Origin of the sequence: Blautia sp. HCP3S3_G3 (assembly GCF_052063365.1) — a bacterium.
In the GTDB taxonomy this organism is placed as follows: domain Bacteria; phylum Bacillota; class Clostridia; order Lachnospirales; family Lachnospiraceae; genus Blautia_A.
On the sequence record NZ_JBQHXR010000036.1, the window covers coordinates 1 to 14116 of the forward strand.

A 14116-nucleotide genomic window follows, 5' to 3' on the forward strand; every position below is an offset into this window, starting at 1 on the left:
TTTTTTTCTGTTTGCCATAATAAAGGGCCTCCTATGAATTAGATTTTATCATAGAAGACCCTTATCGCATATATTTCCATATGCTATTTACAGACTTTTTTTCACAGGCTCTATCGGGAGAACGAAAGGTAATGTATTTCCTGCTGTTTTCGCCAAATTCTGCGTTTTTTATTTCATATCCTTTAGCTTCCATAAATGCAAGAAATTCTGAGTAAGTGGAAACGATTCGGATTGTCTGGTTGATATCTTTTCGCAGCTGCGCTTTTTTACTGGATTCAGATTTATTTGCAGCCCATTCATTGTATTTCATTCCTTTTTTACCATCTGGCATAATTGTGGACAGGTTATGTTCCTGGCATAAAGTGTCGCTGAGATTTCGTATTTTCCAGTAATTCTTTTTACAGTCATGGTAATGAGAAAAAGTGATGTTATCTGCAGAACAGAAAATTAAATGGTTATGTACATGACCTTTATCAGTGTGTGTTGTCAGAACATAGGAGTATTTTCCCTCCAGTAAGCGATCCGCAAGTTCTTTGCCAATTTGATGGGCTTCTTCATAGGAAACTTCACCAGGGGAAAATGCCTGAATCAGATGAAATGCCTTATTTGTATTGTGCGGATCTCTGCAGTCATGTGTATGATCCAAAGTGTATTTAAAGTCAAGAACGGCTGTTTCGGGAGAGCAGGCAAAGGAAGAAATATATAGATTCTGGTCAGTTTTATCTGGATTGCAGATGTATTCTATTGCTTTATCAACGGTTGTTTTGATACCATGGATTTTTGTAACTGCCATATTTTTTCCATTAACTCCTTTATATCGTCCAGGTCCTTTGGGTAAACTGTATTGGTACTGTTTATACGATGGGTGATCTGATTCAAATTGCTGCTGATATTGCCCAGCAGGGTATTCATTTTTCGGATATGAGAGTAGTCTACTTCATATACAAATCCATATAAGATCATTTTCCGTAGAAAGGCAGATTTGCTTTTCATCCTGGAAAGACGATATTTTTCTTCTAAAATGTATTGTTCGTCATCATTCAAATAAAATTGTACGGGATGAATTCTGGTACGTTTGCTCATTGAAATCCTCCAATTCGTTTTTTTCTATAAAAAAGAGTACAAAAAAACTGTCTAACCAGTTCGGCTATGACAGTTATGGTACTTGGTTTTTTGTTGGTTTGGACAGATGTATCTGTAAGTTATTTTAACAGGACTGGGTGAAAGCGTCAAATTAAGAAATTATAAAATATGAGAGGGCCAGGGATACTCCCTGATACATTTTGGTAGAATGAACCGGAAAGGGAATTTGACAAAATGAGCCAGGTGTCATGACACTGGCAGTGCTTGCTTCTTTTGGGGTGTAGCCTGCAAAGCAGGCTATGCAAAAGCTATAAAACATAAATAGAACTGTGAGAAGTGGTTGAGAATACAATCCTGATAGCGTATAATCAGAGAAAGAAATCGTAAGTGAGGGATAAATTTGAAACGTGAAGAAATTTTTCAATATGTAAAAGAGCAATATGGAACTGAACCGGAATATTTATGGAAAAAAGATCCTGATTCTGCGGTGCTTCGACATAAAAATGGAAAATGGTATGCTATAATTATGGTAGTGGAAAAGAAAATACTGGGATTAGAAGAAGATGGAAACATTGACATCCTGGATGTAAAATGTGATCCTGATCTGGTTGGGATGATTATTCAAACGTATGGATTTTTACCGGGGTATCATATGAATAAGCAACACTGGATTACGATTCTTTTGGATGATTCTGTCAGTGAAGCTAAGACGCTGGATTTTCTGGATATGAGTTATGATTTAATTGACAGTGGGAAGTAATAAAAAAGGAAGCCTTTCAGAAAAATCTCTGATTGGCTCCCAGGTATTCATTCTGGATATGTATAAGTTGATCTTTGCAACAGGATATTTTCCCAATCTCGTTCATGGCGCAACACTCGGAGAATATGAATCTCTTTTGTTTCTTCCATTATAATATAAAAAATAATAGATGGCGGAAAAGATCTTTTATGTATGGAATATCCTCTGTACAGAATTTGAGTTCGGGGAAAGGCAGTACTGAACTGGCCTAAATTCTGCATTTGTTCTTTCAGATCAGATTGAAAACGGTCAGCACGTTGCTGGCCGAATTCTTCTTCAATATAATCTGCAATGTCTGTAACATCGTAAATTGCTTCCCAGGTTAAAATAATTTTATATTCTTGCATTTCTTCGTGCATCCCTTAATTCTGTGATTTTGCGAAAAGCATCTTCCAGTGGCAATTCACGACCAGCTTCCATATCATCAATTCCCCGGTCTAACATGCGGAGAAGATGATTGTTTTCCTGGTTTTTATCGGTTGTAGGGACTTTTTTTGTTAATTCCATGAAATCACTCCAATCATACGGTTTATAAATAGTGTATGTTGTTCAGAAGTATCTATCCATAGTTTAGCATAGAATGGGCAGCAATACAATTGAATTATTTTGCAGGAGCGTCCGTCAGACCAAGAAGATATTCGCAGGAAACATTAAATACTTCGGCCAGTGCGACAACTTCGTAGTCGGGAACGAAACGTGTGCCTTGTTCAATTCGCAGGATTGCCAGATCATTAAAATCATATCCTGCAAGTTGTAATTTGGCAGCGAGTGTTTTCTGAGTAAGATTATGAGCCTTTCGTAATTCTTTTACCCGTTGTCCTATTCTGTTTTTACTGTTCGTTTTTTTATCCCAATAAATAATCATTCTGATCCTCAAAAGTTTCTAAAGATGAAGTATTATTATTGATTTTAAGGAAAAATATTGTTACTATACTTCTAAAGATGAAGTTTTTGGAAAGTTTATTTGATTTTTGAAATAAGAAAATGATAATGCTGCCTGTAATGAGAAATAATTCTAATGAGAGGTGGAAAGAAGATGAATGAATTTTATGAAGCAGTATCGAATTTATTTGAGGAATTGCGCTGTGACTCCGGAGAAAGAGAATATACAGTACAGCCGGAAGAATGGAAAGAAGCAGAGAAGAATTTGAAACAAATACAAAAGAAGCTGCCACTACATCTGGAAAAAATCCCAGAGCGTGAGCAGAATTTCTGGAATAAATATCTGGATCAGTTAGAACATTTCCATTATGAAGAGGAGCAGCGGGCTTATTACCAGGGAATGATGGATGTAGTTGAGTTTCTTATTAATATAGGGGCAATAAAGAAATCCACGAATGTTAAGAGAATGATAGAAAAATATGCACGTTAAGAGTGGCGGTATGGGAAACCATACCGCTTCTTCAGAATAATTCAGATAGAATTCAAATGAATTTCAGGGATCTTGTTTATCGTGGTCTGTAGGAATTTTGTATGTGCGCAGGTATGCTTCTACGATGGCAAGGATAGCGGTAATTTGCTCATCGTTGCATTTTGACAGGTACATGAGCAGGCGTTGATAATCAAGATTATCTGTATGATTGTTTGGATAAAACAATGGTTCAGGAGGAACATTTAAAGCGCGTACCAGTTTTCTGATTTTATGAAAACTCGGAACTCGGCCCCCATTTTCAATTTCCTTTAAATATCGGCTGGACATTTCTGCTTTTTCAGCTAATTCTTCATAAGTCAATTTTTGCTCGTGTCGGGCGTTCTTAAAAAACAATCCCAGTTCTTTATCTGTTTGTTTTGGCATATGATACACCTCCATGTTTAGTGTATAGTTCCCTTTCTTGAAAGAAAATGAACTAATATTTCACTAAAAAAGAGGGTGATATTTCACTTTTTAAAAGACATATAAAATTCTGAATTTCCGTAAAACAGATCCGGAGGTATAGGAAAGATTAAGAATTTTATTGTCTGGTATCATATCCGTCATTACGTGACGGATGAAATAGATAAATAGTTCAAAAAAGCAAATAAATTTCTTTACCTCAAAAAGTGAATTATATGCCACAAAAAATGATGGCAAAATATTATCTTTTGATATAAATAGCGTCCGATGGGCTAAAAACTACCCATTAGGACGTTTTTTATATACCTCAAAATACAGGAAAAACAATTTTCTCGTATTTATTAAGAAATTTTTTAAAAATTTCTTCCCACACCCCGACAAATGCACTCATCCGTTTGGGATATGTGTGAAGGGGAAGCAAGAACTTTGCTTATTGCCTACCGGCGGGGAAGGAGGTGAACTCTTATGAAGCAATCCTCTTTTCAAGATGAGCAGACAGTCAGACATCAGTTTGATTCTCTGTGCAAGCTGGCATTGAAAAGTGAAGTTATTAATTATGAAAAGCATATGGCATATCGCCAGAAGTATGAAGTGATGTTGTCAGAATTATCAGAAAAGGAGTTGAGCAGACTTTTTATAATGGATGAGCATGAAATGGAAACACATCGTTTTCAGGTCCTGGGTTACGACATAGAAGTCAAAGATGCATTGATTGCTGAAGCACTGCAGACACTTACTGAAAAGAAAAGGAATGTTGTGTTATTATCATATTTTATGGATATGAGTGATGCAGACATTGCCAGAGAAATGAATCTTGTACGCAGCACAATTAATGAGCATCGTAGACGATCACTGGAACTGATGAGAAAAAATATGGAGGAATCTGCAAATGAAAAAAAGTAAAAAACAGAAATGCGCATTTGATTTGCTGCCATTCCATGTTATTGAGGCAGCATCAACTGGTGATACTGAGGCAATCCAGGCAGTGTTGAAGCATTATGAAGGGTACATAACAGTTTTGGCTACCAGAAAAATGTTTGACGAATTTGGACAGGTACATTACTGTGTAGATGAAACTCTGCGTCAACGCCTGGAAGCAAAACTGATTACTAAGACCTTGGGATTTGATACGAAATCATATGTAAGGAAAAGTAATCAGTAAAGGGAGTATTTAATATAGATTCCTTTTCCCCTTCAGGAATTTTTGTACCTTGAAAATTGTATATTGTTTTACATACAGGACGTGAAGATATGTAGAGCCACTAGGTAAATCCGCCATGATATATCTGCTCTGTTAATGGAGTAAATACGAGGAAATGCTGAAATATAACATTGAAGTAAAGGTATGGAGCGAGAAGAATTTGACAAAATGTGTAGCAGCTGCACAGGGCGACGAAGCATATCTGTGATAATGATACTTCCAGAAAAAAGCTGGTCATATTTAATGACGGTGCAAAACCGATGTGGGCAGAGTACTGAACTGCCACCTGTATTGTAATTTTATCTGCCGATGACAGTGTATAAAATTGTAAATTGTCATGGGCAGATAAAAATGTTTTGTCCAAAGAGAAAAGGAGGAGAGAAGAGTGGCGATTAAAATTGAAAAAGGTAAGATTCCAATTTGGGAAAAATATATGCTTACGGTGGATGAAGCAGTGCAATATTTCGGAATAGGTGAAAAGAAAATAAGGATGCTTATTTCGGAACATCTAAATTCAGAATGTTGCTTTACAGTCCAGGTGGGGTGTAAGTCATTGATTAACCGTAAGAAATTTGAGGCCTTTCTGGATCAGACTACGTCTTTGTAAAAAATATACGAACAATTTAGCACTTTAAAGTGGAAATGTTAGCCCTGGTATGATATAATACCTATATCGTGCTAGGGCTTCTTCGTAGAAAGGGGCGAAGACGTTTGGGTAAAACAAAACGTGACCAAAAACGACGAGATAAAAAAGGTCGAATTTTACGAAACGGAGAAAGTCAGAGAAAAGATGGAAGATATGCGTTTGTATATACAGATTGTTATGGAAAGCAGAAGTTTTTGTATAGTTGGAAATTAGAGCCAACAGATTCTCTGCCAACTGGATGCAGACCATGCTTAGCTCTAAGGGAAAAAGAAAAAAATATCCAAAGAGATTTACATGATGGTATAGTACCTTACGGAGGAAATTTAACAGTTTTGGATTTGGTTCAAAAATATATTGGACAAAAAAAGGGGGTTCGTCATAATACTCAGGCGAACTATGATTTTGTGATCAATATAATAAAAAAAGAAGAATTCGGAACCAGAAGAATAGATAAAATAAAATTGTCGGATGCAAAAGCATGGTTTATTAAGCTGCAAGCAGATGGAAGAGGATACAGTTCCATTCACAGTGTGCGTGGAATTGTAAGACCTGCATTTCAGATGGCAGTTGAAGATGATTTACTGCGCAAGAATCCTTTTGAATTTCAATTATGTACAGTTGTCGTAAATGACAGTGTTACAAGACAGGCAATTACAAAAGAACAGGAAGAGTTATTTCTGGAGTTTATCCGAAATGATGACCATTACTCAAAATACTATAATGGAATGTTTATTTTGTTTAAGACTGGACTTCGTATTTCTGAGTTTTGTGGATTGACAGTGAAAGATATTGATCTTCAGGAGAGAAAAATCAATGTGAATCATCAGCTTCAGAGAACCAGAGGAATGCAGTACGTCATTGAAGATACCAAAACTTCAAGTGGAACACGAATGTTGCCGATGACAGATGAAGTTTATGAATGTTTTGAACAGATTGTGAAAAACCGTAAAAAAGTAAGGGTTGAGCCGATTATAGATGGATATAGTCGATTTTTATTCCTGGATAAAAAAGATATGCCTGAGGTAGCACTCCATTGGGAAAAACATTTTCAGTGGGCGTTAGGAAAGTATAATCGTACTCATGAGGAACAAATGCCAAAGATCACGCCTCATGTATGTAGGAATACATATTGTTCCAATATGGCGAAAGCTGGAATGAATCCGAAAGCACTCCAATATTTAATGGGACATTCTGATATAGGGGTTACGTTAAATGTATATACGCATCTGGGATTAATTGATGCAAAAGAAGAGATGAATAGGATTGCAAAACTGGCATAGTATGATAAAACAATAGAAAAAAGAATTAAAAATAATCTGATTATAAGGTTCTTAGAGAGCCTGTTTTCCAGGCTGGTTATTACTAAGAAGTTACTAAATTTGGATAAGAAAATATACGAATTTATGCTGTGATATACAGGAAAATGACAGGATTGAAGATTATCGGAAAATGCCTGTAAACAGCGTAAATACAGCATTTCAAGGAGTTTTAAGCAATGATAAGAGTGTTATTTGTCTGCCACGGCAACATACAAACAGAGCAGATTCCTCAGAAATTAAGGAATCTGCTCCATTTTTGTGGAAAATGTGTCAGGTAAAATAAGCCTGGAATCAGTCTACAAAATAGGAAATCGTCTTCAGGGCGTTTTCCAGATTGGGTGAATTGGCGGTGATGCACAGTACAGGATCCGGACAGTAGAGTTCATACTCTTCCAGAATGCTGCTGTCGGAAATATCAATACCGAAAGGTGTCGGATCAGAACGCGAAATAACATTTCCATCCTCATCAAGTTCCTCCACCTGACCTTCCACGATACGGTCAGCCAGAGAGGCATACAACTCTTCCGGAAGGGTTTCACTTAAATCGGCACAATACCCTCTGGCAGCCTGTTCTTCAAAATCTGTCCGGGAACAGATCAGGATATCGGTACTGGCCGCCCAGATTCTTGTCATGAATGCCATATTCATCTGATAGTCGGAAATATTGAAAGTTTCAGTGGATACATAATCGTTTTTATTGGTGATTTCCAGGTATTCTTCAAGAGAATCGCTCAGGGCTTCTGCTTCCTCCAGCTGTCCATTGATCAGAATCAGGGAAAGCTGACAGGTGGCGCGGTTGAAAACGGTGGTGTTGAGTATGGAAATGAGTACCGCGATGATGATGATCACCACAATTGTTCTTTTGGCATAGTAATCCTTGAAATAGATTAGCTTTTGTTTAAATGGAAGATTTTTGAGTTCTTCTTTTGTGATGGTGTCTTTTGATTTGTTATACATTAAGGCATCATCGTCCAGGGTTGTCTTTTTGAACTTAATGTCCATGGTGGCCTCCTTTGTGTATTTCCGGATGGATTTCGCTTCTCTCTATTATATAGGATATTTGGCGTTTTGTGGATGATTTCTGAAGAAATTATGTGAATTTTTTGTGAAGAAAGTTGATTTTTAAACAGAAATGACTGCAGAGTGGTACATGGATGGGAAATATTCCGTGAAGTGTTTCCCGATGAAGAAAGTAAGTCGTGGATGATGAAGGTGATAATGATATTTTCCTTGTTGAGCGTTTTTTGAAAACAAGATATAATGATTCAGAGAACAGAGAACAGAGAACAGAGAACAGAGAACAGAGAACAGAGAATAAGAGGGGGAAAACGAATGATTGATCGGTTGGAGAATGGTGAGCTTGCCAGGAAACTGTTTGGGGATTGGCAGGAATCACTTTTATGGTCCTGTATGCAGGGCGTAATGGGAGAATTGTATGCAGATAATCCGGAAAATCCGCAGTCTGTCATGGCGATACTGGGGGATTTTGCCTATTATGCGGGGAAACCGTCAGAAGAACTGATCCTGTTCAAGCCGCAATGGCGAGAAAAGGATTTTGTAATTATGGTTCCGCAGAATGCACAGTGGGGAGTGTTGATTGAAAAGTGCTATGGAGAGAAAGCAAAAAAAGTATCGCGATATGCAATCAAAAAAGAACCGGGGATTTTTGATCGGGTACATCTGGAAAAAGTCGTGGCCGGACTTCCGGAAGGATTTGAACTTCGCCTGATGGATGAGGATATTTACCAGAAATGTGCGGCACAGGAATGGAGCCGGGATTTTATTGCACAGTACAGAGATTATGCCTCATTCCAAAAACTGGGGATTGGAGCATTTGTACTGAAAGACGGGGAACTTGTTTCCGGTGCGTCGAGTTATTCCAGTTATCATGAGGGGATAGAAATTGAAATCGGTACAAAAGAGCCTTTCCGCAGAAAGGGACTTGCGTATGTCTGTGGGGCAAGACTGATTCTCGAATGTCTGGACAGGAATTTGTATCCGAACTGGGATGCACGGAATCTGTGGTCCGTTGCCCTGGCAGAAAAACTGGGGTATCATTACTGTCATGCATATGATGCTTATGAAATCAGAGGTTACTGAAAACCCAGAGTTAGTTTGAGGATTTTCAGAAGTTAGAGGTTACTGAAAACCAGAGTCAGTTTGAGGATTTTCAGAAGTTAGAGGTTACTGAAAAACCAGAGTCAGTTTCAGAATTTTCACAAGTCATAGATTACTAAAACAGAGTCAGTTTCAGAATTTCCAGAAATCAGAGAATTACAATAAAAGTTTCTGCAGGCAAAGATTTTCGTTCAAATAGAAGTGTTATAAAGAATATAGAAAATGTTCTATTTCCAATTATTGGAAAATAGGGTATACTAAAATATGATAGATACTGTATCATACATAATTGATGCTGAAGCCCAACAGATATTCATTTTCCGGTACAGGCAACAGAAAAATATGAACAGTAACAGCTGCGGTATCGGGCCAGAGCAATTTTCAAACCCGCTCTAATGCCGAAATCAACGGTCAATATGGAGATAATTGCGATTATGACAGAAAGACGATGGAAAAATACAGGTATATTGATTTCGACAGTGTTCTTTATCATGCTTGCCTGGTTTCTAATTCTTGCATGGAAAGAAAGTCCGGTGGAAGAATCTTTTGGTACAGAAACAGTCAGTGAATGGAAAACAACATGGCATACAGAGACGGAATCTCGGACAAGTGAGGAACTTCCGGCTTATTTTTCATGCGATGAGAATGGGAAGACTGTGATAACGACAACAATTCCGGAAAACATCAAAGATTACGGGAATTCTCTGTGTTTCCGGGCTTCCCAGTCAGAAGTCCGTATCTGGATCGATGGAATCCTTTTGCTGGAGCAGGGCTTTCTGGATTCTGGCAAAAATGTTCTGGGAAGAGAGCCATCGAGCAGTTGGGTCATGTTAAGACTGCCTTCTGACTGTGAGGGCAAAAAACTGCAGATAGAACTGTATTCTCCTTATAAAGATTATCAGGGCCTGCTGAAACCGGTATATGTGGGGACAAAATCAGCGCTGCTTTCTTTTATTATCCGTTCCTATGGATGGCGTCTGCTGGCTGCAGTTCTGCTGATTATTATCGGGATATTTCTGATTATCGTCTGTGTTGTGTATACATTCAGAAAAGTGTTCAGTATGCAGATTCTGATGCTTGGTATCTTCGGGATATTGACAGGAATCTGGATGTTTGGGGAAAGTCAGATGCTGCAGTTTTTTACAGGAAAACTGGTGTGGTGGTATAATCTGACACTGGTTTCTCTGCATCTGATACCGCTTCCTCTTTTGAAAATTATTGAAGACCTGCCAGGGTTCCGGTATAAAAAAATATGCAGATTTCAGAGATGGTTGGCAATAATCTATCTTGGAATGCTGATTCTGCTGCAGATTCTGGACATTCAGGATTTTATGGAGCTGCTGAATGATTCTCTGGTGCTTTTCCTTTTGATGTGCGTCATTACGGTGTTCTTGATATATTGGGATTATCATAATAACAATAACAAAAAGATGGTTTCTATGGTAATCGCTCTGTCTGTGTTTGGGGGATTTGCCTGTGTGGAACTGGTTGTAGATCTGATCCGTCTGGAAGTGGATATGGGAAGATTTCTCTGCATAGGAGTGTTGTTCTTTTATGTGATTATTGTTTTTGATTCGATACGCCGGGCAATGAGTCTTTATTCTCAGGGGCTCCGCACGCTGTATTACAGAAATCTGTCTTATGTTGATCAGATGACAGACTGTATGAACCGCCGTTCTTTTACGGAAAGAGAAAAAGAGTGGACTGCCGGCGGAGAAGATGTGCTTGTGATGGCAGATTTGAATGATCTGAAAAAAATCAATGATAGTATTGGTCATTATGCAGGTGATGCGTATATTAAGAATTGTGCGGAGGCGCTGCGGGAAGTGTTTGGCGCATGGGGAGTCTGCTACCGGATGGGCGGCGATGAGTTTCTGTTCTGGGGAAGTGGTCTTACAGAGTCGGAAATAGATGTGATGAATGCAGAGTTTCACTCTCTGGTGCGTAAAAAGTGCAGCGAAATTTCTCCGCTGTGCTGTGTTGCTACCGGAATTGCCCGAATCAGGCCGGAAGACCGGACACTTGAAGATGCGATGAAACGAGCTGATGAAAATATGTATGAAAATAAACGAAAACTGAAAGAGATTTTGAATACAGGTAATTTTGATGAGAAAACTGACGAAGGAAAGAATGAAAATAAAGCTGATTGCGACTGATCTGGATGGTACTTTTTTGACAGACAAAAAAGAAATCACTCCATTTACCAGAAAGGTGATAGAAGAAGTACAGGAGCAGGGGATTTGTTTTGTTCCGGCTACCGGACGGGCTTTCCGTGCTGTTCCGAAAGAAGTGCTGGAACTGGGACATACGGAATATGTAATCACTTCCAATGGTGCTGCTGTCTATTCTGTTTCACAGAGCAGAAGAATTTACGAATGCCTTCTGTCAAAAGAATCGGTGGAAAAGATTCTTGGACTGGAACTGGATCCGGCGATTGCTTTGGAAGCATTCTGGGAGGGAGCACCGTATTCAGAGGAGAGTTATATTGCAGATCCTCAAAAGTATGGTGCAACCGCATACGGTGCTGCCTATGTAAAACGTACCAGAAATCCGGTGAAGAATATCCGTCTTTTTATTCAGGAGCATGCGGGAAAAATCGACAGTCTGGCCTTTACCTGTGCAGATGCTCAGAAACGCAGAGAACTGCAGATGCTTCTTGAAGAAAAGATTCCGGATATTTATGTGACTTCTTCTGTGCCGCATATGCTGGAAGTAGGGCACAAAGATGCTGGAAAAGGAAAGACATTGCGATATCTTCTTGATTTTCTCGGAATATCCGGAGAAGAAGCCATGGCTTTTGGCGATGCGGATAATGATATTGATATGCTTACGGAAGTCCGCTATGGATTTGCCATGGAAAACGGAATGGAAAACTGTAAAAAAGCGGCTTTTGCATTAGCCGGCAATAATAACGAAGATGGTGTGGCGAAAGAAATCCTTAAGTTCATACGATAAGGGAACATGTTATGAAAGAGACTCTGATATTTCTGAAATAATGGCTCATGTGTTTTAGAGCGTGTTTGAAAATTCATTACCGCCATCTGCACGCCCCACTTTGCGGGAAATTTGTCTCGCATTCGGTCAACATAGCCCGCTATGCCTCCCTCATTTGAGTTAAATTCCCCACAAATTGTGACGCACATCTGTCGGAAAGCAATTTTCAAACATATTCTAGCCCTGTAATTTTTTCGCAAAATCAGCCATGATTTCAGAAATTTTGATTCCCTGAGGACATACAGCTTCACAGCTCTGGCAGCCAAGGCAGGCACTTGGGCGTTTGGCTTCCGGAAGAGTCTGAATCAGCATCGGAGCGAGGAAGCCGCCTCCGGTAAAGGTATGTTCATTATACATTTTTATGATGGAAGGAATATCAATTCCCTGAGGACAATGGTCTGTACAGTAACGGCATGCGGTACACGGAACACCGTTTGCCATTTTGTCAGCAATATTCAGAATCGTCTTCATCTCTGTTTCATTCAGCGGTTTTTCTGTTTCAAAGGTATGGATATTATCCTTTACCTGTTCAAAATTGGACATTCCGGAAAGGATCATGGTTACACTGGGAAGTGTCTGCAGGAAACGGAAAGCCCATGCCGGGATTTCTTCATCCGGACGGAGCGCTTTGAGAGCATCTGTATGTTCTTCGGAAAGAGCAGCAAGCTTGCCTCCGCGGAGAGGTTCCATAACCCATACCGGGATATGATATTCATCCAGAAGTTCCACTTTTTCTTTGGCATCCTGGAAAGACCAGTCAATGTAGTTGAGCTGAATCTGACAGAACTCCATATGGTCACCGTAAGCATCCAGAAAACGTTTCATGACATCGTAGCTGCCGTGTGCGGAAAAGCCCAGATGACGGATGCGGCCGTTTTCTTTCTGTTTCATCAGATAATCAAAAATACCGTATTTGGGATCCAGATATTCGTTGATATTTTTTTCGCATACATTGTGGAACAGGTAAAAATCAAAGTATTCCACATCGCATTTTTCAAGCTGTTTTTCAAAAATTTCTCCTACTTTGTCCATATTTGAGACATCATAGCCCGGGAATTTAGTGGCAAGATAAAAGCTTTCGCGTGGGTAACGGGATAAAATACGGCCCATGACAAGCTCCGAATTTCCGCTGTGATAACCCCATGCAGTGTCGAAATAGTTGATGCCATGATTGATCGCATATTCTACCATTTCTGCAGAAGCAGCTTCATCGATATCTGCTTCGTTCTGGCTGTTGAGCGGAAGACGCATGGTACCCATGCCGAGAGCAGATAATTTGATGTTCTGAAATTCTTTGTAGATCATAATGATTCTCCCTTCTTTTTTGTTGACGGAAATGTCTGTTTACGCAGACATCATAAAAGTTCTGTATATACAATCATGTCCTGTTTCACGTCTACTTGCTAGAGTGTGTTTGAGAATTCAATTGTGACGCACATCTGGCGGAAAGCAATTTTCAAACACCGTCTGGGACTTTTAAAAAATTACTGCAGCAGTCGTAGATTTATTCCCATGTCAGAATGCCGGTGCGGATTGCTTCATTGTAACGTGAGATTTTATAATCCAGACGTTCCATGGCTCTGGTAATGCTTGTAAGCTGTTCCTGAAGCTGTGCCCGCTGTTCCACAAGCAGCTGCCTTCTGGCAGGGATGGTAGCTTCCCCTTCCTGTGTCAGTTTCACATATTCGGCAATGGCTTCGATGGGAAGTCCGGCGCTGCGCATGCATTTCACCAGTTCTACCCAGCTGCAGTCTTCTTCTGTATAATCACGCAGTCCGGCACCAGTGCGGTGTACCTGAGGAATAACTCCGATTCGTTCATAATACCGCAGTGTGTCCGTGGTAAGATTGTATTTTCGACTAACTTCTGATATGGTCATAAATTCTCCTGATTATGTATATTTTTATAGAACTGTTTTGTCATAGTATAACATCTGGAGTTTACTCTAAGTCAATAGATTTGTGAAAATAATTATGGGTTTGTGAATTAAGGAAAGTGGGCTTTTGTGAACTAAAGAAGGCTTTAGTTCAGCAACTGTATGTGAGAATTCTTCGAGTTTTACTATGCGTATGGTTTTCTCCGGAACTTTGGTTCAGTGCGAAACACTGTGAAGTGTGATGTG

The 14116-nt window shown here is 39.3% G+C and carries 17 protein-coding genes and 4 pseudogenes; 11 read left to right on the top strand and 10 right to left on the bottom strand.

Annotated features, from left to right (window positions below):
• Window positions 1–112 precede the first annotated feature (112 nt).
• A pseudogene (locus ACTNEW_RS15455) lies at window positions 113–793 on the bottom strand (relaxase/mobilization nuclease domain-containing protein); the annotation flags it as partial.
• Window positions 742–1083 carry a plasmid mobilization protein gene (locus tag ACTNEW_RS15460; RefSeq protein WP_005426517.1) on the bottom strand — a complete coding sequence of 114 codons (342 nt, stop codon included), beginning with the start codon at window positions 1081–1083 and terminating at the stop codon, window positions 742–744. The pseudogene ACTNEW_RS15455 and the gene ACTNEW_RS15460, both read right to left, overlap by 52 nt.
• 400 nt (window positions 1084–1483) lie before the next feature.
• Between ACTNEW_RS15460 and ACTNEW_RS15465 the strand changes: the two genes are divergently transcribed.
• Entirely contained in the window at window positions 1484–1843 is a 360-nt protein-coding gene (locus ACTNEW_RS15465; RefSeq protein WP_019162150.1) for an MmcQ/YjbR family DNA-binding protein, read from the top strand.
• 47 nt (window positions 1844–1890) lie between these two features.
• On the opposite strand, the gene ACTNEW_RS15470 is transcribed toward ACTNEW_RS15465, so the two are convergent.
• The 3 genes from ACTNEW_RS15470 to ACTNEW_RS15480 all read right to left on the bottom strand — a co-directional run bounded on the left by ACTNEW_RS15470 (window position 1891) and on the right by ACTNEW_RS15480 (window position 2747).
• On the bottom strand, window positions 1891–2229 hold the full coding sequence (locus ACTNEW_RS15470) for a type II toxin-antitoxin system RelE/ParE family toxin (RefSeq protein ID WP_019162149.1): 339 nt from the start codon (window positions 2227–2229) through the stop codon (window positions 1891–1893).
• A complete protein-coding gene (locus tag ACTNEW_RS15475) occupies window positions 2216–2389 on the bottom strand; it encodes a hypothetical protein (RefSeq protein ID WP_005426514.1) in 174 nt (57 codons plus the stop codon). The genes ACTNEW_RS15470 and ACTNEW_RS15475 overlap by 14 nt, the downstream gene beginning before the upstream one ends.
• A 94-nt stretch (window positions 2390–2483) precedes the next feature.
• Window positions 2484–2747, bottom strand: coding sequence for a helix-turn-helix domain-containing protein (locus ACTNEW_RS15480; protein ID WP_015541275.1), 264 nt, complete (start codon window positions 2745–2747; stop codon window positions 2484–2486).
• Between the two features lie 171 nt (window positions 2748–2918).
• On the opposite strand from ACTNEW_RS15480, the gene ACTNEW_RS15485 reads away from it, so the two are divergent.
• Window positions 2919–3254, top strand: a complete 336-nt coding sequence (locus tag ACTNEW_RS15485; RefSeq protein ID WP_005426510.1) for a hypothetical protein — start codon at window positions 2919–2921, stop codon at window positions 3252–3254.
• A 63-nt stretch (window positions 3255–3317) separates the two neighbouring features.
• Here ACTNEW_RS15485 and ACTNEW_RS15490 read toward each other — a convergent pair whose 3' ends face one another.
• Window positions 3318–3677: a helix-turn-helix domain-containing protein gene (locus ACTNEW_RS15490; RefSeq protein WP_015524620.1), complete on the bottom strand. Its 360-nt coding sequence runs from the start codon at window positions 3675–3677 to the stop codon at window positions 3318–3320.
• Between the two features lie 504 nt (window positions 3678–4181).
• On the opposite strand from ACTNEW_RS15490, the gene ACTNEW_RS15495 reads away from it, so the two are divergent.
• The 4 genes from ACTNEW_RS15495 to ACTNEW_RS15510 all read left to right on the top strand — a co-directional run bounded on the left by ACTNEW_RS15495 (window position 4182) and on the right by ACTNEW_RS15510 (window position 6843).
• Window positions 4182–4619, top strand: a complete 438-nt coding sequence (locus ACTNEW_RS15495; RefSeq protein ID WP_279207088.1) for an RNA polymerase sigma factor — start codon at window positions 4182–4184, stop codon at window positions 4617–4619.
• Window positions 4606–4878: a helix-turn-helix domain-containing protein gene (locus ACTNEW_RS15500; RefSeq protein WP_015541278.1), complete on the top strand. Its 273-nt coding sequence runs from the start codon at window positions 4606–4608 to the stop codon at window positions 4876–4878. Before ACTNEW_RS15495 ends, ACTNEW_RS15500 begins: the two co-directional genes overlap by 14 nt.
• Window positions 4879–5302: 424 nt before the next feature.
• Window positions 5303–5524, top strand: a complete 222-nt coding sequence (locus tag ACTNEW_RS15505) for an excisionase (RefSeq protein WP_021650362.1) — start codon at window positions 5303–5305, stop codon at window positions 5522–5524.
• Between the two features lie 104 nt (window positions 5525–5628).
• Window positions 5629–6843, top strand: a complete 1215-nt coding sequence (locus ACTNEW_RS15510) for an integrase DNA-binding domain-containing protein (protein WP_441062601.1) — start codon at window positions 5629–5631, stop codon at window positions 6841–6843.
• A gap of 330 nt (window positions 6844–7173) precedes the next feature.
• Here the strand turns inward: ACTNEW_RS15510 and ACTNEW_RS15515 are convergent, their stop codons facing one another.
• Window positions 7174–7884: a hypothetical protein gene (locus ACTNEW_RS15515; RefSeq protein WP_441062602.1), complete on the bottom strand. Its 711-nt coding sequence runs from the start codon at window positions 7882–7884 to the stop codon at window positions 7174–7176.
• A 330-nt stretch (window positions 7885–8214) separates the two neighbouring features.
• Here ACTNEW_RS15515 and ACTNEW_RS15520 point away from each other — a divergent pair, with 330 nt between their 5' ends.
• The 3 genes from ACTNEW_RS15520 to ACTNEW_RS15530 all read left to right on the top strand — a co-directional run bounded on the left by ACTNEW_RS15520 (window position 8215) and on the right by ACTNEW_RS15530 (window position 11955).
• Window positions 8215–8982: a GNAT family N-acetyltransferase gene (locus ACTNEW_RS15520; protein ID WP_441062603.1), complete on the top strand. Its 768-nt coding sequence runs from the start codon at window positions 8215–8217 to the stop codon at window positions 8980–8982.
• Window positions 8983–9434: 452 nt separating this feature from the next.
• The gene (locus ACTNEW_RS15525; RefSeq protein ID WP_441062604.1) at window positions 9435–11156 is read left to right on the top strand and encodes a GGDEF domain-containing protein; all 1722 of its coding nucleotides are present in this window, start codon (window positions 9435–9437) and stop codon (window positions 11154–11156) included.
• Entirely contained in the window at window positions 11131–11955 is an 825-nt protein-coding gene (locus tag ACTNEW_RS15530) for a Cof-type HAD-IIB family hydrolase (RefSeq protein ID WP_441062606.1), read from the top strand. Before ACTNEW_RS15525 ends, ACTNEW_RS15530 begins: the two co-directional genes overlap by 26 nt.
• Here the strand turns inward: ACTNEW_RS15530 and ACTNEW_RS15535 are convergent.
• Window positions 11841–12104 (bottom strand): annotated as a pseudogene (locus tag ACTNEW_RS15535) (DUF6783 domain-containing protein); the annotation flags it as partial. The gene ACTNEW_RS15530 and the pseudogene ACTNEW_RS15535 sit on opposite strands and share 115 nt — an antisense overlap.
• On the opposite strand from ACTNEW_RS15535, the pseudogene ACTNEW_RS15540 reads away from it, so the two are divergent.
• Window positions 12021–12206, top strand: a pseudogene (locus ACTNEW_RS15540) (DUF6783 domain-containing protein). The pseudogenes ACTNEW_RS15535 and ACTNEW_RS15540 overlap by 84 nt on opposite strands.
• Here the strand turns inward: ACTNEW_RS15540 and ACTNEW_RS15545 are convergent.
• A complete protein-coding gene (locus ACTNEW_RS15545; protein ID WP_441062608.1) occupies window positions 12172–13299 on the bottom strand; it encodes an aldo/keto reductase in 1128 nt (375 codons plus the stop codon). The pseudogene ACTNEW_RS15540 and the gene ACTNEW_RS15545 overlap by 35 nt on opposite strands.
• Before the next feature lie 122 nt (window positions 13300–13421).
• Here ACTNEW_RS15545 and ACTNEW_RS15550 point away from each other — a divergent pair.
• A pseudogene (locus ACTNEW_RS15550) lies at window positions 13422–13496 on the top strand (DUF6783 domain-containing protein); the annotation flags it as partial.
• Between the two features lie 2 nt (window positions 13497–13498).
• On the opposite strand, the gene ACTNEW_RS15555 reads toward ACTNEW_RS15550, so the two are convergent.
• Window positions 13499–13873: a MerR family transcriptional regulator gene (locus ACTNEW_RS15555; RefSeq protein WP_441062610.1), complete on the bottom strand. Its 375-nt coding sequence runs from the start codon at window positions 13871–13873 to the stop codon at window positions 13499–13501.
• Window positions 13874–14116: the final 243 nt, after the last annotated feature.